Annotated in this window: 14 protein-coding genes and 1 pseudogene; 10 read left to right on the forward strand and 5 right to left on the reverse strand. The window is 41.6% G+C overall.

The features are described 5' to 3' along the window. Positions 1 to 88 precede the first annotated feature (88 nt). Together HWQ47_RS10195 and purF are read left to right on the forward strand one after the other, a co-directional pair. The gene (locus HWQ47_RS10195) at positions 89 to 577 is read left to right on the forward strand and encodes a CvpA family protein (RefSeq protein ID WP_269971008.1); all 489 of its coding nucleotides are present in this window, start codon (positions 89 to 91) and stop codon (positions 575 to 577) included. Positions 578 to 684: 107 nt separating this feature from the next. Beyond that, positions 685 to 2,199, forward strand: coding sequence for an amidophosphoribosyltransferase (gene purF / locus HWQ47_RS10200; protein ID WP_269971009.1), 1,515 nt, complete (start codon positions 685 to 687; stop codon positions 2,197 to 2,199). Positions 2,200 to 2,334: 135 nt separating this feature from the next. On the opposite strand, the gene HWQ47_RS10205 is transcribed toward purF, so the two are convergent. Then, the gene (locus HWQ47_RS10205; RefSeq protein ID WP_269971010.1) at positions 2,335 to 6,345 is read right to left on the reverse strand and encodes a response regulator; all 4,011 of its coding nucleotides are present in this window, start codon (positions 6,343 to 6,345) and stop codon (positions 2,335 to 2,337) included. 167 nt (positions 6,346 to 6,512) lie between these two features. Here HWQ47_RS10205 and HWQ47_RS10210 point away from each other — a divergent pair, with 167 nt between their 5' ends. Next, positions 6,513 to 7,628 carry an HD-GYP domain-containing protein gene (locus HWQ47_RS10210; protein ID WP_269971011.1) on the forward strand — a complete coding sequence of 372 codons (1,116 nt, stop codon included), beginning with the start codon at positions 6,513 to 6,515 and terminating at the stop codon, positions 7,626 to 7,628. An 85-nt stretch (positions 7,629 to 7,713) separates the two neighbouring features. Here the strand turns inward: HWQ47_RS10210 and HWQ47_RS10215 are convergent, their stop codons facing one another. Next, complete coding sequence (locus HWQ47_RS10215) at positions 7,714 to 7,980, reverse strand: hypothetical protein (protein ID WP_269971012.1); 267 nt, start codon at positions 7,978 to 7,980, stop codon at positions 7,714 to 7,716. 157 nt (positions 7,981 to 8,137) lie between these two features. Between HWQ47_RS10215 and HWQ47_RS10220 the strand changes: the two genes are divergently transcribed. From HWQ47_RS10220 to HWQ47_RS10245, 6 genes and pseudogenes are all read left to right on the forward strand, one after another. After that, positions 8,138 to 10,153, forward strand: coding sequence for a DNA topoisomerase III (locus HWQ47_RS10220; protein ID WP_269971013.1), 2,016 nt, complete (start codon positions 8,138 to 8,140; stop codon positions 10,151 to 10,153). A 108-nt stretch (positions 10,154 to 10,261) separates the two neighbouring features. After that, positions 10,262 to 10,995: pseudogene (locus tag HWQ47_RS10225) on the forward strand (aromatic amino acid lyase); the annotation flags it as partial. Positions 10,996 to 11,058: 63 nt separating this feature from the next. Then, the gene (locus HWQ47_RS10230; protein WP_269971014.1) at positions 11,059 to 11,286 is read left to right on the forward strand and encodes a cytochrome c3 family protein; all 228 of its coding nucleotides are present in this window, start codon (positions 11,059 to 11,061) and stop codon (positions 11,284 to 11,286) included. Between the two features lie 191 nt (positions 11,287 to 11,477). Next, positions 11,478 to 12,827 carry a DUF1800 domain-containing protein gene (locus HWQ47_RS10235; RefSeq protein ID WP_269971015.1) on the forward strand — a complete coding sequence of 450 codons (1,350 nt, stop codon included), beginning with the start codon at positions 11,478 to 11,480 and terminating at the stop codon, positions 12,825 to 12,827. Positions 12,828 to 12,855: 28 nt separating this feature from the next. Next, positions 12,856 to 14,019 (forward strand): DUF1501 domain-containing protein, encoded by a 1,164-nt coding sequence (locus HWQ47_RS10240; RefSeq protein WP_269971016.1) that lies wholly within the window; start codon positions 12,856 to 12,858, stop codon positions 14,017 to 14,019. Positions 14,020 to 14,293: 274 nt separating this feature from the next. Further along, a complete protein-coding gene (locus tag HWQ47_RS10245; RefSeq protein WP_269971017.1) occupies positions 14,294 to 14,422 on the forward strand; it encodes a hypothetical protein in 129 nt (42 codons plus the stop codon). A gap of 143 nt (positions 14,423 to 14,565) precedes the next feature. On the opposite strand, the gene HWQ47_RS10250 is transcribed toward HWQ47_RS10245, so the two are convergent. Further along, positions 14,566 to 15,642, reverse strand: a complete 1,077-nt coding sequence (locus HWQ47_RS10250; RefSeq protein WP_269971018.1) for a DUF4331 family protein — start codon at positions 15,640 to 15,642, stop codon at positions 14,566 to 14,568. Between the two features lie 349 nt (positions 15,643 to 15,991). Here HWQ47_RS10250 and HWQ47_RS10255 point away from each other — a divergent pair, with 349 nt between their 5' ends. Then, on the forward strand, positions 15,992 to 16,966 hold the full coding sequence (locus tag HWQ47_RS10255; RefSeq protein ID WP_269971019.1) for an AraC family transcriptional regulator: 975 nt from the start codon (positions 15,992 to 15,994) through the stop codon (positions 16,964 to 16,966). Positions 16,967 to 17,131: 165 nt separating this feature from the next. Here HWQ47_RS10255 and HWQ47_RS10260 read toward each other — a convergent pair whose 3' ends face one another. Beyond that, positions 17,132 to 17,668, reverse strand: a complete 537-nt coding sequence (locus HWQ47_RS10260; protein WP_269971020.1) for a hypothetical protein — start codon at positions 17,666 to 17,668, stop codon at positions 17,132 to 17,134. Between the two features lie 14 nt (positions 17,669 to 17,682). Next, positions 17,683 to 19,830: an LruC domain-containing protein gene (locus HWQ47_RS10265; protein WP_269971021.1), complete on the reverse strand. Its 2,148-nt coding sequence runs from the start codon at positions 19,828 to 19,830 to the stop codon at positions 17,683 to 17,685. Positions 19,831 to 20,395: the final 565 nt, after the last annotated feature.

Here is a 20,395-nt window from a genome sequence, read left to right on the forward strand (position 1 = left end):
AACAATCATTTTCATCATTAGGATGAGAATATCTTCAGTCTCTGGTAAAATCTCGCCGTCTTAACGCCTTTGCTGGATTATTTTTTCAATGGTTTGGATTGATTACGCCATTTTTGCTGTTATCGGAGTATCGACTCTTATAAGTTTACTTCGCGGCTTCGCTAAAGAAGCCATGTCTCTTGTAGTCTGGTTTGCCGCTTTTTTTGTTGCAAGTCACTTTTATCAAGATCTCTCTGTTTACCTCACTCAATTGCAAGATGAAATGTTACGTAATGGTGTTGCCATTGCTATTCTTTTTGTTGCGACATTAATTCTTGGGGCATTAGTTAACTACCTTATTGGTCAATTGGTCGATAAAACGGGTCTATCTGGAACTGATAGAGTCTTAGGCCTGTGTTTTGGAGCAATAAGGGGCGCCTTGATCGTTAGTGCTTTACTGTTTTTTATGGATGCGTTTACGGGCGCACCCAATACGGATTGGTGGCAGAGTTCTAAACTCGTGCCGGAATTCGGCGTAGTAATCCAGTGGTTTTTTGACTATGTGGAAAACACGTCAAGCTTTGTACCCAAAATATAAAATGCGATAAGCATTATCGGCGGCAACATGATGGTTAATTTAGGTTAATAAGCATTAGTCGTTAAAAATTATAATATTAGAACATCTTACAATGAGGAAGCTTATCCATGTGTGGTATTGTCGGAATAGTTGGTCAAACTTCGGTTAATCAGCCAATTTATGATGCACTAACTGTACTCCAGCATCGCGGCCAAGATGCAGCTGGTATCGTGACTGTTGATGGAAATGCGTTTAGATTACGTAAGGCCAATGGTTTGGTAAAAGATGTATTCGAAGCTAAGCATATGCAGCGCCTTCAGGGGAATGCAGGTATAGGACATGTTCGTTATCCTACCGCCGGCAGCTCGAGTGCTTCAGAAGCTCAGCCTTTCTATGTCAATTCTCCATTTGGGATATCATTGGCCCACAATGGTAATTTAACTAATACCGTTGAACTGCATGAGCGTTTAATTAAACAGCGTCGGCATGTCAATACGACTTCAGATTCTGAAGTCTTACTTAATTTATTAGCCGATGAGATCCAACAGTGTAAGGGTGAGAATCTAAGCGCTGAAGAGGTATTTGACGCTGTTGCAAAAGTACACTCATTGATCCGCGGTGCATATGCGGTTACCGCTTTGATCATAGGTCAAGGTCTGGTTGCTTTTCGTGATCCTTTTGGGATCCGCCCTTTAGTACTTGGTAAACAAGAAACTGAAAATGGCACCGAATATATGATCGCCTCAGAGAGCGTCGCTATAGATGCTGTTGGTTTTGAGTTGATGCGTGATGTGGCACCTGGTGAAGCGATTTATATTACACTTGATGGGCAGCTCTTTACTCAGCAATGCGCTAAAACACCGAGTTATGCACCTTGCCTGTTTGAGTTTGTCTATTTTGCTCGTCCGGATTCCACTATTGATAAAGTATCAGTGTATGGCAGTCGAGTTAATATGGGCGCTAAACTGGGTGCTAAAATTAAGCGTGAGTGGGAAGATCATGATATTGATGTGGTTATTCCGATCCCGGAAACCTCATGTGATACAGCGCTTGAAATTGCGCGCCACTTAGAACTTCCTTATCGTCAAGGTTTCGTTAAAAACCGTTATATTGGCCGTACTTTTATTATGCCTGGACAGCAGGAGCGTAAAAAGTCGGTACGTCGTAAGCTTAATGCCATTGGGGTTGAGTTTAAGGGCAAAAATGTATTATTGGTTGACGATTCCGTGGTACGAGGGACGACCTCAGAACAGATCATTGAGATGGCTCGTGAAGCGGGAGCTAAAAAGGTGTACTTTGCTTCGGCTGCGCCTGAGATCCGCTTCCCGAATGTCTATGGCATTGATATGCCAACAGCCAGTGAGTTAATTGCACATGGCCGGGATGTGGATGAGATCAGCAAGATGATTGGTGCTGATGGGATGATCTTCCAAGATCTTGAAGATCTTGTTGAAGCTGTTCGTATGGAAAACCCTGAGATAAAGCGTTTTGAAACTTCTGTCTTTGATGGTAACTACATCACTAACGATGTCGATCAGGCATATCTTGACCACATTACTCAATTGCGAAATGATGATGCAAAAGCCAATAGAAATCAAGATATAGGTACTAATCTAGAGCTGCATAATGTGTGTCATCCTTAAAGAGATAACGCCTTAATTACGCTTAGTCATTACGTATCGTGTTATATAGACAGGTATGATACAAGCCTAAACCGACCTTTATCTATTTTGGGGTCGGTTTTTTCTTGTCTGCCGGATTCAACATTCAAGGATTTCTTATCTGGTTAACTTTCTAGTGAGTGTTTTGGCTTGTTCGAAATCGAAATTTTCAATGGCTCTCTTTAGGCTTTCGAAATCGACCTGACTATTTTGTAGGGAGAGTTTTACCCTGAGTATCTCCTCTAAAGCTTGGGTATCGTAGTTATCTATCATTTCCAATAAGGTTGTTAATGGTAAATTTTCTTGTTCTTGATTAGCCTCATCATCTAGTGGTTGTGGATCATCTACATGATTATTTATTTTTGTGGTATCAATATGTTTTTTCAATGTTTGTAAGTGTTCGATGACGATATCGACTTTCAGCTCTTCAGGATAAATATTATTGTTGAGGGAATCTTCCATCTCTTTGGCCATGTCACAAAGCGTTATAGCTGCAAGGTTTGCAGCTGCCCCACGTAGTGAGTGCGCCGTGCGTGTGGCTGTTTCAATATCTTTAATGATCATTGCCTGTTTAAGGTTAATCATGGCCTCTATCTGAGATATGATAAAGTGTTCTAAAATCTCCCAGTACTTAGTACTATTCCCTCCGATCCTTGAGATGCCTAAAACAGTGTCAACGCCTGGCATATCTTCCATTTTTAACTCAATATCACTTTTCTGATCTTCGACAATATCTTTTTTGTTTATCATCGCTTGTATACTAACAATCGTCGTCTCGGAGGGGATTGAATTGGCTCCGAGAATATACTCTCTTAGCTTTGTTTTAAGGATGTTGAAGTCAATAGGCTTGCCAATGTGGTCGTTCATACCAGCCTTTTTACAGTTTTGAACATCGCTATCCATTGCATTTGCTGTCATAGCGACGATAGGTAAGTTGTCATAGTCTGGATTTTTCCGAATATTTTCTGTCGCTGTAATGCCATCCATTATAGGCATTTGCATATCCATTAATACGAGATCAAATTTTTTGTCGCCCAATCTGTCTAGGGCTTCTTGTCCATTGTTTGCTATCGTGATTTCAACATTAAATGGTTCCATCATACCTATAGCTACTTCTTGATTGGTTTCGTTATCTTCAACAAGTAACAGAGACTTACCACTTAAATCTAACCTTGTTTCCTCGACATTTATATTTTTACTATGATCTGTAAGCCCAAGACTTTCGATACCATATGCTCCCATCACGGAATCGAAAAGGATTGAAGGGTTTACGGGTTTGATGATGATGCCATCGAGTAAATGCTCAATATCCTCTGTCATGCCAACTTCACGACCGTAGGCTGTAACCAGTATAACTTTTGGTTGCTTTATGAGGTCCATTGCTCTGATCCTTTTAATGGTTTCTATCCCATTAATGCCGGGCATGTTCCAATCCATAAAGACTAATTCATAAGGACAAATATTTTCAGTTTCTATTGCTGAGAGTGCTTCTTGGCCATTACTGACGGCTGAAGGAGAAAACTTCATCATGGTTAGCAGGTTTACCAATATATCCCTAGCGACATCATTGTCATCAACGACAAGCACAGGCTTACCAACTAAGTCTTTAATTGGTTGATAATTGTTCTTCATTTTTGCATCTTGCAACTCACAATCTAAGGTAAAGGAGAAGGTTGAGCCTTGGTTTGCTTCACTGGTCACCCAGATCTTGCCCCCCATAATTTCGACTAAGCGTTTAGAGATTGTGAGTCCTAGGCCTGTGCCTCCATATTTGCGCGTGATAGAGGCATCGGCTTGGGAGAAAGACTTAAATAACTTATCTTGTTGTTCCTGTGATAAACCTATGCCTGAGTCGCGAATATCGAATTGAAGATTCAAGGTATCTTCTGTTTGATTAAGGAGTTTAACGCCAACCACTACCTCACCAGACTCTGTAAATTTAATGGCATTACCACATAAGTTGATCAATATCTGGCCAATGCGTAATGGGTCACCGACTAGGGCTAGTGAAATATGAGGGTCGATATCAAATAGAAACTCTAATCCTTTCTCTTCAGCTTTGACGGCGATGATATTGGTGAGGTTATCCAACACTTCATCCAGTCTAAAGTCTACATTCTCGGTAACCAATTTCCCGGCTTCCATTTTTGAAAAATCTAAAATGTCGTTGATTATTCCTAGTAACGATTTGGCAGCCATATCAATTTTACTGACGAAGCCACGCTGTTTGGGGTTTAGATCTGAATTGAGCGCTAAATGGGACATGCCAATAATGGCGTTCATAGGTGTACGAATTTCATGACTCATATTTGCAAGGAAATCGCCCTTAGCTTTACTGACTTCATCGGCAGCTTCTTTTGCTTTCCTTAGCTCTATTTCCATTTGTTTACGTTCAGTGACGTCGAGTAATAAGCCAACAACACCATTAGGAACGCCATTGGTAGAGAAGAACGTGGCCTCGTAGACCATGACATCTCTTGGTTCTCCATTGGCATTCAATAAACGTGCTTCATAGTCTAGTGAGCCGATATTTTGCAGAAGATTTGCTCTTGAATCCTCAAATTGTTGTGCGGTTTTGGCTTCAAAGATATCTTTTGGTGTATGACCTATGATGTCAGCTTCAAATAAACCAAAAAATGAGGTGAAACTTTCGTTGACCCCTATGTATTCACTATCAACGTTGCGGTAGTACATCGGATTAGGAATAGCATCTAAAATTTGGCGGTTGAGTTCCAATTGTTCGACAACTTTGAGCTCTGTTTTCCTCTGTATCTCAAGATTACGGGTAAGTTGTACGCCAATTGCGAGATCATCGATCACATCCAGAACCCAGTGTTCAACTGTGTCGTCAAGCGGTGCTAACGTGCCTATTTCTAGCAAGCCAACGGAAGATTGATTAACGACTAGGGGAAAGTAGTGCATTTCGGCTAAAGACAAGTTATTGCCATTAAGTAATATAGAGTACTTGTCCTTTAAATTTTTAAAACGACGATATTTCTGTCCATAGAGTATGCTTTTATGGGTTGAATCATTGTTTACATAAGAGGTTGGAGAGTCTGCGCTGTAACCAATGCCAGCGACTCTTTTTAAGGTTTCATCATCCAACACATATATGCCTATTAGCGGTAGGTTCAATTTTGAGATCAAAAATTGATTAACATCTTTACCTAATGACTCAGTATTTTCTTGTCCTCGTAGCACTACACTAAAATCTTTTAATAGTGAATTTCGTTGCAGTTGTCCCGCAACATTTTTAAGCACTTGGTTTAATGCTTTATTGAACTCGCCCATCTCACCTTTAGTTTTTTCATCTAATGCAAAATTAAAATTATTATCAGCGACATGATCGATTACCGTCTTTTGCATATTTTTAAGAGGATGGATGTAAAGGTGCCACTGTAATATAAAAAAGCAGATGGTGCTGGTAATGAAAAGTCCTAAACTTAGCAATTGCATAGAGTAGATATACATTCCACTATGGACCTCCTCTACAAGATCTGCGCGAACACGTTCGTTTAGTGCTCGGCTAGCAAGGCCTATCATTGTAATGACTTTAGAGCTGTCACTTAGGTACTGAACCCCTAATAATTGTGTCATGACATAGGAACTGGCATTGGGATTGTCGGTAAACCGTTTAAGGGCTCGACGTTCAGTCGCTGCGAGTTCGTTGGCTTTTTGCAATGCTAGACTCAGTTGGGTTAATTCGTAATCCCGTACCCCAATTTTGTTCATCTTATCTATTATGGGGAAGCTATCATTTGAGGCTACGTTCTCTAATTCAATCAGTTCAAATTCAGGGTCTAGAATTTTTTCCCAGTAGGTCAGTGAAGTCCCGTTGGGTAAAGCGGATGTGCCATTGCGGCTTGCCATTATTTGTTCGAACAGATAATACCAACGTTCATTGCCTGTTAGGGCGTAAAGTTTGGCAAATGCCGTTTGTTGATTGGTACTCATTCTTAGATCATGAAGTAGATCATTGGTGGTATTTAAACGGGTGAAATCTTCGATGAGATTCTCTCTGTTCTTCTGATTATAAAACGTCAGGACTATGCAGATGAATAGGCTGACAGTCATCAGTAAAAGTAAAGCTCTGGATGTATAACTGAGATGAACTTTCGTTAAAGGCATTAACCTAAACTCCTGTGTAACTTAGCGGGTGTCACTATTTTCTTGTTTAACGACTTTGCTTTGCTGTTAAGTAAAGAGTAAAAAAATGACACACTTTTTTTTCGGTACAATATTTATTTTAGACTTATAATTTAAATAGGCTTGTTTAATTGTCCAATGGAACCGAAATGACTTTAATAAGTAGCGAATTTTCTACTGAGATAAGTAAGCAAACAGTATTAATTGTTGACGATACCCCCGATAACCTGACGCTACTGCATGAGCTTTTAAAGGATGTGTATCATGTCAAAGCCGCTGTAAATGGTGCTATTGCCTTGAATATAATCAGTAAAGGTGGCATCGATATCATACTATTAGATGTGATGATGCCTGTTATGGATGGTTATGAAGTTTGTCGACGAGTTAAAGGAGACGCTGGCCTCAGCGACATCCCCATTATTTTTTTGACGGCAAAAACCAGTATTAATGATGAAACCATGGGCTTTGATCTGGGAGCTGCCGACTACCTGAGTAAACCCATTAGCCCGCCTTTACTATTGGCGCGTGTTAAAACTCATCTGCAGATAAAAGCATCCAAAGATTTCCTGAAAAATCAGAACGCTTTTCTTGAAATAGAAGTCGAGCGACGTACACAGGAAGTGGTTAATATTCAAAATGTAACCATCACAGCGATGGCTAATTTGGCAGAGACTAGGGATCCTGATACTGGTTTTCATATTAAACGAACACAAATATACATGAAGTTACTTGCGACCCAGCTCGGTACGAAGGAGAAGTATAGTGAGATAATGACTTCCACTTATATTGAACGGCTATTTACCTCTGCTCCTTTACACGATATCGGTAAAGTTGGGATCACAGACAATATTTTGTTGAAACCAGGTAAATTGACTCGAGAGGAGTTTGAGGTGATGAAAACTCATGCTTATCTAGGATTTAAGTCTCTAGAGACGGCAGAAAAGCATATGGAACAATCAGATACCTTTTTACATATCGCCAAGGACATCGCTCACCATCACCATGAGAAGTGGGATGGTTCTGGTTATCCAGATGGCTTAGTTGGAGAAGATATCCCTTTGAGTGCCCGTATGATGGCGATAGCCGATGTGTATGATGCCCTTATTAGTAAACGAGTTTATAAAGATGCCATGACTCATGAAACCGCTTTAGATATTATAAAAGAGGGTAGGGGAAATCATTTTGATCCTGAATTGATTGATGCTTTTTTAGAGGTTGAAGCTGATTTCTTTAATATAGCATCTAAATACAAAGATGATGATTAGAGCCATATCGTGAATCCACTCCTTTTTGAATCAGGTAAAAGCATATTCATTTATACCGATTGCATCGGGAATAAGCTTTATGCCATCAAGCCAAATTCACGCACCAGACTAACATCCAAATAGCAAATAGTAGGGTCATCGCCCCTCGGTTCAGTCTGTGGCCCATGCTTAATCCTATTAAAGTACTGATGCAAGTTAACGTGATCTGCAAAGTGAGCAGTAACATAAGCTCAAATATTTTATCCTCTATTATCAAAGGTAAAATAAGTAAGGCGATTGCCGTGACGAACAGAAAATGATAGAGCAGTAACTGGTCTAGGCTACTGCTTGACGTTGGTTTGATTGCTAACATGAGAGTCCTCAATTTATCTATTTCGATGACAGAGATAATACATTTAAATGAGAATGATTCTCAAATGAATTTACATTAAATGTTTCTGATTATTGCAGCTACTGCAAGTTTGCGCTAAAGTTACTGGTAATTTATACAGTGTTCGGTGTTTCATCTTATGATCCTCTATATCGCAGAAAAACCCTCCCTTGGTCGAGCCATTGCCGACGTTTTACCTAAACCTCATAAAAAAGGGGACGGGTATATTATTGCTGCTAATGGAGATTGTGTTTCCTGGTGTATTGGTCACCTTCTTGAACAAGCCGAACCAGACGCCTATGATCCTGAATTTAAATCTTGGAAGTTTGAACATCTGCCTATTATTCCGCAAAATTGGAAGATGAAAGCTAAGCCCAAAACCCGTTCACAACTCACAATATTAAAAGGGTTAGTCAAACAAGCATCACAGCTAGTTAATGCAGGGGATCCCGATCGTGAGGGACAGCTTTTGGTTGACGAGGTGATTGCACATTTTGGTGTGAAAGGAGATAAATTACATCAGACTCAACGCTTATTGATCAGTGACTTGAATCCACAGGCGGTGAAACGAGCCCTAGGTCAAATGCGCAGTAACCGAGAATTTATCCCCTTATCGACATCTGCTTTAGCTCGCTCAAGAGCTGATTGGCTCTATGGACTTAATATGACGCGAGCGTACACGATTCAAGGACGTAAAGTGGGTTATCAAGGGGTATTGTCTGTGGGTCGTGTGCAAACCCCGCTGCTTGGGTTAGTAGTTCGTCGAGATGAAGAGATAGCAAACTTTGTCTCTAAACCTTTCTATGAAGTATTGGCAAACCTTAGTACTGATAAAAGTGAGCACTTTAAGGCGAAGTGGCAACCAAGTGACGCATGTCAGGCCTATATGGATGAAGAGGGAAGAGTTGTATTTAAAGGGTTAGCACAGAACGTAGTGGGCCGGATCACTGAGCAAGTGGCTTGGGTGATTGGTCTTGAAAGTAAAGATAAGAAACAGAATCCGCCTCTGCCTTATAATTTATCGTCATTGCAGATTGATGGTGCTAAGCGTTTTAGTATGAGTGCAAAAGAGGTGCTTGATACCTGTCAGTCGCTCTATGAAAAGCATAAGCTGATCACTTATCCAAGATCCGATAGCCGTTATTTGCCAGCAGAGCAGTTCGCCATGGCGCCTTCTGTCGTTAAGGCAGTATTAAATGGAGCTAGTGAGCTAGTTATTGGACCCGATCAGCCCGATTTAAAGATGAAGTCTAAGGCGTGGAACGATAAGAAAGTTGATGCTCATCACGCTATTATCCCAACAGAAAAAACGGCGAATTTGGCAGGGTTAAGTCAGAGGGAGAGACAGATTTACTTGCAGATCGCCCGCCAATATCTTAGCCAGTTTTATGCCCCTTATCTCTATCATGAAACTCAGGTTGAAATTGAGATCGCTGGTGGCAAGTTCAAAACTAAAGCGAAACAGGAAAAAGCATTAGGGTGGAAACAGCTTTTCTCTCGACAGGAGTCACAGCAAGAAGCAAAATTAACGGCTTCCAATGATGGGAATGATGATTCAGAAACACTGCAACAGTTACCATTACTTGTGAAGGGCCAACAGTTGCATTCAGGTCAAGGTGAGTTAGTTGAGAAGCAAACTCAGGCTCCTAAGCACTTTAACGATGCAACACTGCTCAGTGCTATGACAGGAATTAACCGTTATGTTACGGATCCGGAGGTTAGGAAAATTTTAAGAGATACTGATGGCTTAGGAACTGAGGCGACAAGAGCGGGAATTATTGAACTCTTGTTTAAGCGAAATTATTTGGTTAGAACTGGCAAGTTGATTATTGCGACTGATGTAGGTAAGGGCTTAATCAATAGCCTCCCTTTGAGTGCCACAACTCCCGATATGACGGCGTTATGGGAGAGTAATCTAGATGCCATCAGTCGTAAAGAAGCCAAATATTTAAATTTCATGACTCCCTTACTCGAAACATTATCAGCATTGATTGTCCAAGCTGGTTCACAGTTACCCTCTGCTTTACAGGGAGTAACGGCACCTACTAACAGTTTTAAGAAAAAACGTTATACGAAATCATCAAGCGCTAAGTTGACAGGTGGGTCGACAAGAGCCAAGGCAAAGCCCGCCACTAAAAAGCCTGCAAGGGGTTAATTCAAGCTTCTGTGAACTCGTTTATTGTTAGCGGATGAAAAGGTTAGCAGAGTCCTAGTTTTTTCATCTTGCTTTTAAGTGTATTGGGATTGATGTCTAGCAGTTCTGCTTAAGGAAGCCACATCTGAAATCTTAGCCGATCTGGATGGTAGCTACTTATAGGCGCTTAATGGAGAGGAGCCATTTAGTTATCGAACAACGGCTTATACGATAGCGGCGGCTAAAGATGCCCTGACAGATTTTGGGAACGTAATTGAGATACAGTCAATAACTCAGACGATAACCCAGCTGTAGTGATGGGAGCTGGTAGTGAGTTTGCGCAATACTCTCAAGTTGAAAAGTATCTGGTTGAAAGTAAAGGTGGGGTCTTCTCGACCACCAATGTTGAACCTCTGCCAATGGCGTTGGCGACTCAACAGCTGAGTATCGCTTTGACTCACCTGTCCCATAACAGCGCAGTGCGTACGATTCACCTTTCAGATGATCACTTTACTCAGTTGCCGCGATTTTTGAGTGCGCCGGGTAATAAGGGTCATGCATTCGGTGCTATTCAGAAGACCTTTGTGGATATGCAGGTGCGAAATAAACAACGAGTGGATCCTGTCTCATTCGATGGTATTGCTATCGCTGGAAATATCGAAGATACCCTTACAAACCTTAAATTGGCATCTAATAACCTGATCCAGATATTGGATAACATTAATGTGATGTATGGCTTAGAGTTGCTTCATTCAACTCAGGCCATGTACGATGCGTACCGTGAAAAGGTCCCTTTTGTCAATATCGATCGTGCTTTCACGCCGGATATCAAGGCGTCTCATCAGTTCATCATGAACTATTAAGCCGCACATTTAGATTTAATAGATATCAAGGGGGATCCGTCCCCCATAAAACAGGATTGTAAGATGTTTAAAAATTTATCGACTTTTTCACTGACACTGTTTATCGCCTGTGTCCTGATTATCCCAGCGGCCAATGCAATGAAGTTAAAAGAGTATCATCAAGAGATCATGACAGGTGACGGTGCTAAGGTGGATTGCGTGGCTTGTAGTTGCTGTCATCAGGAGCATAAGGAGAGTGTGGTTTACTGTAATCAGTGTCATGAGTTTGAATATCCGAAGATGAAACGTTAACGGTGACGTTGTTTTCAAACTGTTAATCTAGAAATGCCGGATTCAAAGGGAAGCTTTTGAATCCGGATTTTTAGAGGAATTTTCCACGGGTTTGGTTAACCTGGTTGTAAAGGAGTGTAAAACTCTTTGAACAAATACTAAACCTCACTATGTTATGAGAATACTCATAAATTTGAGATAGAGAGGGATGGATGTCATTGAGTGCTGTGATTGCCGTTAATCGTTTTGGCTATGGTGCAAAAGCAGGAGAGCTTGAACAAGCTAAACAAGATCCTAAATCATTCCTGATTAATCAGTTGCAGCCTATATCGTTTAATCAAGATTTGCCGAACTCTCATCAATTGCTTCGGCAGTTGGCTCAATATCATCAAGAGAAAAAACAGGCTAAAAAACTTCGCAAAAAAACCAGTAACCAAGCTCCATTATCCTTTAAAAAAATTATGCCTTTTTTTCGCGCAAGCTACACTGAGCTCTGTGCCGACAGTATTCACCAGACTATAAGTTCATCAAATAGCATGATGTGGCGATTACTGGATTTTTTCTCCAATCATTTTAGTGTGTCGGCTCAAGGGCCTATGATGACCACGCTTGCGCCAACGCTAGAGCGAGAGGCCATAGCACCTTATCTGCTTGGTTCATTTTCTGACATGTTAGTGGCGGTGGTGCATCATCCTGCCATGCTCAAATACCTGAATAACGAACAATCATTTGGGCCGAACTCTAAAGCTGGCAAGAAGGGAAAAGGGTTAAATGAAAACCTTGCCCGTGAAATTCTCGAGTTACATACATTAGGTGTCAATAGCGGTTATACACAAGAAGATGTGATTGAACTGGCGAAAGGGATCAGTGGTTGGAGTATTGCTAAGCCGTCTATCGATGATAAGAATGGTTTTTACTACAGAAAAAGAGGCCATGAGCCAGGTCTGCGTAGGTTATTAAATAAGATCTATACCGAAAAGGGAGAGGCCCAAGGGATCGCAATGCTTAGAAGTTTGGCCATGGAGCCAAAAACCGCTGAGCATGTATGCTATAAACTCGCCCGTCATTTCATTGCCGACGAGCCATCTCGTGTACTGGTTAAGCGTTTAAGTGAGCGTTGGTTAGCAACACAAGGGAACCTGCAACAAGTGGTGTTATCGCTTATCGATAGTCCTGAATCGTGGGCCCCCATCTCGCAGAAGTTTAAAAGTCCCCGTGAGCATTTGATCTCCACTTATCGGGGATTATCGTTATCGGTGAATAAGCCCAGAAAGCTTATCAGTATGCTCACTACTCTGGGACAGCAGCCATTTAAGGCTAATTCACCTAAAGGGTACGGTGATAATGAACTCAGTTGGAATGGGGCGAATGCCTTACTTGTGAGGATTGATTGGTCTGTTAATGTGGTACACAGAAAACGAAATATTGAAGTGAAACTACTAATCCCTCAGCTTTTTGGTCAGCAGATTTCAGAGAGATCATATTTGGAGATATCCCGAGCGGAGAGTCGTGAGAATGCCTTGGTTCTGCTATTGATGAGTCGGGACTTCTTAAGAAGGTAAGAGTAAGAAGATAATAAGGATAAAGCAGATGCAGCGGCGAGAATTTGTAAAACTCCTTGGAGGCAGCTTAGTTCTGATGCAAAGCCCGCAGTTGGCCTTTGCATTAGATAGCAAAGCTCCCCAAAAGCGTTTTATTTGGGTCATGCTTAGAGGGGCGTTAGATCCATTGCATACCGTTATCCCTGAATTTGATCCAGACTACAAAACGTTAAGACCAACATTATCGAGACAACTTGCAGGCTCAACGTTACCTTTATCAAGCGGGTTTAGCTTAAACCCTAATTTGGTCAATCTGCATAAATGGTATTGGGAGAAGGAGTTACTGCCTATTGTTGCTGTATCTACTGGTTACCAAGGCCGCTCCCATTTTGACGGTCAAGATTATTTGGAGAGTGGAACGGGCACACAGGATGTCGACTCTGGTTGGCTTGGGCGTTTAATGCATATCCAAAAAAGTGACTCGATTGCAATTTCATCTACCACCCCAATAAGTTTACGGGGCAGTGATAGGGTCAATAGTTGGTATCCCTCTAACTTTAAAGAGGCCAACGATGATATCTTACTCACCTTGATGAAGATGTATCAAGGTGATGAGCTGTTAAGCACTCATTTAGCCAGTGGTATAACGCTGAAAGAGAGTGCCATGCTATCAGCTAATCAACAGCGAAAAGACAGTCGACAATTCACTGAACTTGCCACTGCTTGCGCTAATCTGCTTATACAAAATGAACAGATGGGCTGCGCCATGCTTGAGGTTGGTGGTTGGGATACTCATAACAACCAGCACACTAGGCTCAAACGCCAATTAAGCCAGTTAGATGCAGGATTGGCTGCACTTAAATTAGGTTTGGGAAAACAGTGGCAACACACAGTGGTTGCCATCGCGACAGAATTTGGTCGAACTGCAATCGAGAATGGTACTGGGGGTACAGATCATGGCTCGGGCAGTGTTATGTTTTTAGCTGGAGGCGCCGTTAACGGTGGAAAGATATTAGGCCAATGGCCTGGACTCTCACGGGATAATTTATATCAGCAGCGTGATCTTCAACCAACAAGCAATACTTTTAGCTGGTTAGCCAGCGTATTAAGCCAACATTGGCAGTTGACCGCTCCTCAGGTATCTCAGGTCTTTGCGAATACACCCGTGTACAAAACAAAGCTGATTGGAGCTTATACCAATCCCACTAAATAGGTGATCAATTCAGAGATGCTCAGGTTTAAATGCCTTTATCAACGTATGGTTTGAGTTTGTGCAATATTTTTTAGCGACGTTTAACGCAAAAATAGATTGCTTGTTCGTTCGATAACTTGCACGAAGTAACATACTGAAGATTATTGACCGTGATAATCCGCCCAGCAGAAGAGTTGCAACTCATATAATAATGAAAACGGGATGATGATTGAAGGTACTATTGTTAGCAAACCTATGGCCATGCATAGATAGGCTGGGCATTGAAGAGAAGATTATGACGGCTGAGACTGCATCGAACTTAGATGAGTATGCAGCAAATTTTCAATCTGCAAATAAGGAACAGAATAGGAAGTTATGTGATGTAGCCATAAAATTTGCTCGAGTCAGTGATTTTGGAAAATAATCTTATGAACTTTTAAGTGAAAGCTTATTATGTTTCTCATAATAAGCTTTCTTGACTAATTTACAGTAAGAAATATTTATATCTCATTTGCACTTACCTATATCAATGACTATGAATTTCGCTGCTACATTGTCCTTTTACCATTAGTTCTTAATGGGGACAACATAGGGAAACGACTCGGGGTGACGATTAAACGTATTGGCATGATCTGTTACCTCTCTGCCAACAAAAATGCTGAGTGCAGCATCCATTGCATCATCACTGGGTTTACGGCCATTGATCTTCTCAAAAGTATAAGCAGCCTCTGTTCCTACATTGTATGGGATCATATCCGGTAGCAGTTTTACGGCTACTGAATCTGCGTATGCAACTGGGCTTGGCAATTTATTATCGAGAGTCACTGCTCGTAATACCGTGCCGGATACAGCATAGGCGCGGGTTAAATCAGAATCGGGACGGTGTTGAATATGCTCTGATATTTCCATTTTATTATTGACCATAAACATATGTGTCATCAAAGGGTTAGCAAGCCTATTCACCTGAACCCACTGATCGACGTTGTACATGGCAGTTGTGGCATAGACATGGATGTTCCCAGGTAGCATGGTGTTTGGGACTTCAACAACAATAACGCTGCTTTGGAAATCTTTAAACAGATCGACGCCTTTATCAAAAGCTGGAAGTGCCAATGTACCTTCTCCAAGGAGTTGAGTCATAAAACCAATAATGCCCTCAGAGTTGCCGACAAAAGTATCATGTGCAGCTCCGGACCAGACTCGGATACCATCGTTGAATGTGGACGCTTTGCCTACTGTAGCTTTACCTATTACTCTTCCTTTAGCACCTACCGCTTGGTTAGCCCCCTCTACAATGCCAAATACTAATTTGTCTTTGTCCAGATAGGCGGTGATCGTGATCCCGCCTTTTTTGAACTCCTTATCGCTGGCAATGTGGAAACTATATACGCCATTTTCACCAAAGGCTGCATTACCATCCGTGCCGGTTGTTGGGTTGACGTTCATCATAAAGGCTGTGTAACCACTTTGTTCAGATTCAAATACAAACATGTCGGTTAAATCAAACTGCGGGTTCTTCACCGCAAGCTCACTCTCAAAGTGATGACTTGCAAATGCAGGCGTCATTTGGAATATGGCACCTACTAATAAAACCAGAGCACTGGTTATTAATCCTGTTTTTAATCTGTTTATATAAACGGACATGTCAGATTCCTTAGCTTAGTCATTTAAAATATTTATCTTAGTTGTTGTTAAATATCAAAACAAATAACTGCCTTTTTGTCACGTACTAAACTTATAGTGGCTGCTGGTGCGTATTATGCGGCTGTTTGTGTTGCGCCTTGTTTTTAATGTTATATTCAAGTTTCAACCATGGTTCTCAGTCACTTACCAACTGCAGGATCTATGGTTAATTTAGAGAGAATCTTGAATAGTCCAAATGATATTAGGGGCATTATTTAGGATTTAATTCGCACTATCCATGACGCATGAGGTGTCTTTTATGTCACATCGTACATTTTATTGTTTAATGGTGAGGTAAAGGTGTATTCCTATGAACATGTCGAATAAAAATCTTGAACTTAATGGTGTGCGGGATCTTAGTCTGGAGAAGGGGCCATATCTGGACGTTCTTTCTGATGTTCTGCGTGCTATTAGACTTTATGCTAGCAGTTACTACTGCGCTGAGTTTTCCTCTCCTTGGGGAATCGATGAACCACAGGCTGAATGTGGAACGTTTCATGTGGTGATACGCGGTAGCGCTTGGCTTACAGTACCTGAGCAAACCAGCCCAATTTTTCTATCGGCAGGGGATATCATCGCTTTTCCCACTGGCTCACCTCACCAAGTTAGCGATCAGCCTGACAGCCAAATGATGCCCGGTAATGAGGTGTTACAGAGGATACGGTCGAACAAGAGCCCCTTTTCTGACGGACAGAATGTGGTGACGCTTTTGTGTGGTTACTTTCAATACCAAACAGATACTTATTTGCCCCTATTACGTGATATGCCGTCCATGTTACATATTAAAACAGAGGAGGAGCCTGAACTCGCTTGGCTTAATCATTTGATTAGGACATTGGCCTATGAATCTCGCTCACTGTTGCCGGGAAATGCTGTGGTGGTCGATCGTCTCACTGAAGTGCTGGTGATTCAGTTATTGCGCTGGCATATGAATCATCAACAAAACCCCCTTGGTTACTTTCAAGCCCTAGCCGATGACAAACTCAGTCGAGCGCTTAGTCTAATTCATCAACAGCCGTCTAAGCTCTGGACTGTTGAAGCTCTGGGGCGCTCAGTGTCTATGTCACGCACCTCTTTTGCAAACCGCTTTCAATCTATCGTGGGCATGACGCCGTTAGCTTATTTGAGCCAGTGGCGGATGCACATAGCTTATGGATTACTTGCAGAAGGCAACGAATCTATGTTGAGTATTGCAGAACAGGTAGGGTATAAATCTGAGGCTTCATTTGGCAAAGCATTTAAGAAAATTGTTGGCATTAGCCCAGGAAAAGTCCCTAAGAAATGATGATGACTTGCAGCACAAACAGAGTACATGCTTAACGATTCGTATTGGTCGAGCTTCCACATCAAACAGAGACTGTATTACTATGATATAAAATGGATTTTTTATTAGCTAAACAATGAAAAACGCAGTGAGTGACTGCGCTTTTTTGCGAACTTAACTGACATTTTATTCATTCATTGTCAGTGACTGCTGCTCTAGATTAGTATCATATTGCCAGAGCTGGTAACTAGGGGCGCTACCATCATAATGCCAGATAACCACCATTAATTTACTTTGATGGTTAGCTACTTTTATGTTCGCTGACAAGTTGCCTTCATCTAGTGGCCCTCTGTATAAACAAGAGTCGTAATCCACTTTGTAACTACTGCCTGAAACCTGATAGTCACCGCAGAGTGAAAAGTAGGCTCGTTGTTGATTATTCATTGCAACATCGATATCCAACTGATAGGAGGACTCGATAATATTATCTGCAGCGATCACCAGATCATCTAGTGAGGTCGGCGCTGTCACGGGATCTGGATCCGGTGTTGTGATTGGGGCTGATATGGCTTCTCCACCTCCATCGCCTCCACCACAACCACCTACTAACCCTATGAGAGTAAAAGCAATGATTATACCAAGCGGATTAAGTTGCTCAGTCACTGACTTTTGACTCTGTGCTCTGTTCTTTTGCTTAGAAGTGACAACTGTTTGGTTAGTCATAGTGAGTTCCTTAGCTATTGCTCAGTAAATATCAATGAATTTGTAGGATTGGTGTACCAGGTTTCATTTGTATCGCCAGTGCTATCAGCGGCAAAATCAACAAAGTCAGTATAAGCACTATCGAGACGCTTTTTTTCCATAGGGTGTTGCCAATCGGATGGCACTTCTAATGCCCATGCCATGCCATTGTCAGTGAGGAAGTACTGTCCAGCACTAGAATTGGCGGCGTCATCTCTAGCACCTAGGTAGGCAGATTCAAATTTATCGGTTGGAGCTCGATTTTTTAAGTGAACTTCCCATTTTCTACCTGGATTATTACCACCTGTATAATATTTTGCTATCTCACCATGGTCGGTATTTGGTGTGGCAAAAATAAAGGGATCATAGGGGAATTCAGGCATTGAAGTTTTATCAACGGGAGTGTCGAAAGGAATACTCATTTCCCAGGTCGAACGGTAAGCACTACCGCAGCCTGATTCAGTTCTGAGGTAAGTACACCCATGGGCTATGGTGACATGATCTGATAAGTCTTGTGTAAAGATAAATACGGCATTGCTTTGTTCAGTTTCTAAGGTTGATTCCGATTGGGTGATGCCATCAATATTCCAGTTTATTAAGCTCTCTTTTACCTTACTTCGGGCTACACCGGGGAGTTGAACACCAAAACCGTTGTGGTATGCGGCTCCCATTGCCGCTAGTTGCATAGTTAATGCTATGCGTCGTACCTTATCGTCTTTGACATATTCCGCAATACGTAATTTCACAACAACATCATTCATATCAAAGTCACCTTGATCTGGGTAAAGATCTTCATAGGCCAAGGAGGTAAATGTTGAAGAGGAGGGATAATAGTTAATCGAGACTCCAGTTTCGGTTAAAGTGATAGGGTAATCTTCCACTTCCCCGTCACCTATACCACCAGTCGAGGCAATATCTTGTTGAGTACTGAGGCGAAAACGAGCCCAAGTACCTCCTGTTTCTGCCCAACTCGGGATATCAATAACGATGGTATTGCTACCATCATCTAAGGGTTCAGCGAGGACGACTTGCTCCTCTAATTCAAATTCACCATTTTGATTTAGATCTATCCAGCCGTTAAGGTAACCATCATCACCTGTGACATCGACGAGCAAAATGGCTTGTTCACCAATTTCAAATCCTGTTGGCATACTTACGCCATCTTCATCGTCAGATCCATCACTGGCATCGTCACTTAAGGGGTATGTGTACCCATCAGATTCATTATCAATACTGCTACCTAAATAAAAACCTGAAACAATGGTGTGCCTTGCACCATTACTATCCATTAAAGTGCCATAACTGTCAGGTGCATCACCAAAGTCGACATTGTTCCCAATAGGCACCTCTGCTAGGGCACAACGAGCGCCATCATTACTTGATGATGATGGACCATAGGCAAACAGTTCAGCCGTTGGTGATGCCTGCTCTACATTAACGCGATAAATATTTCCGTTGGCATTATTACTGGTATAAAGATTACCACTAGGGTCAAAAAATTGGGCACCAAAAATAAAATTACCTGAAGTGGAGCTCGCGACTGTGCCTAAGTTTGTTGACGACCCATCAGCGGGATCGATGCGGAGTAGTTTACCTGTGCTGCCATTGGTGATTGCATAGATATAACCATCGGTTGGGTGAAAGGCTAAATCAGTAATATTATAGGTAGCGTTAGTGTTACTACCTGAGACTCTAGTCATGTTGTAGCTACTTGGATCACCGAGGGGAATGGTGAAAAGACCTTTACCTTTGCGATATCCGTACCAAGTGTTTTCATTGATAGCAATATCACCTACATATATGTTACCAGCGCTTGCAGAGGCGCTATCTTTGGTGATGGTAAGTGGAACTATTTGATAGTCATCACCTGTTTTTCCTAAGGTCGCATTCTGATAATCCCAGCCATAGATATAGTTATCATGATAATTAAATCCAACACCGTTATAGGACTTAGTTGTGCCCATATCATTTTCTAATACTGTGTAACTACCCGTTGCCAGATCAACACCATATGTTTTTGGGACAGATGAGGGAGTTTGAATAATAAAAGCTTGGGTAGGGCAGGCTTCAAATTCATCAGCCCAACTTATCCCTTGGGTGAATAGCATGCCACTACAAATCATTAATGAGTATGTTTTTTTCATTAGGATTTCCTTATTGTATTTAGCTAACGTTTACTCTGCAGACTCCATGCCAAAATTATTTACCAATAAATACAGTTGGTTACAATGGTTTTGGTTTAGGGGTGAATAAATGTGTTGCAAGTTGCAAATCAAGTTGCAGATCTGATGAGGCAAAAATGTAATAAGCCTTCGAATGAAGTCTGATGACATTTTCTGGTTTAGCTTTAAGCTGAGTTTGGTACAGGGTTTGATTGTTGAAAGTTGTACCTTTCATTGTCGTTTATCGCCTCCAGCGGGATATGCACTTTTTCTTTGAGAAGGTTCTAGGAGAGGGGATCACTTCGCGTTCGCTCACCCTGTTTGGGAAACTCACCACCGCATCTACTTCTACATCTATTTATCTATCTCTTTGATTTTTGACTTGTCAGAGTAAGCCGAAAACCCCCCTTCAATGTTAGAGATAATTACCAGTGGTTCTCGTGCTAACGTATTAGTCTTAATTTTGTTAGGAATATAAGACGCCTATGGCAGCCACATAGAACTCTTTTGAGTCACTCACTGTTTATTTGTGGGTCTTCGTCGAAAA

This window comes from Shewanella sp. MTB7 (genome assembly GCF_027571385.1).
Classification (GTDB): domain Bacteria; phylum Pseudomonadota; class Gammaproteobacteria; order Enterobacterales; family Shewanellaceae; genus Shewanella.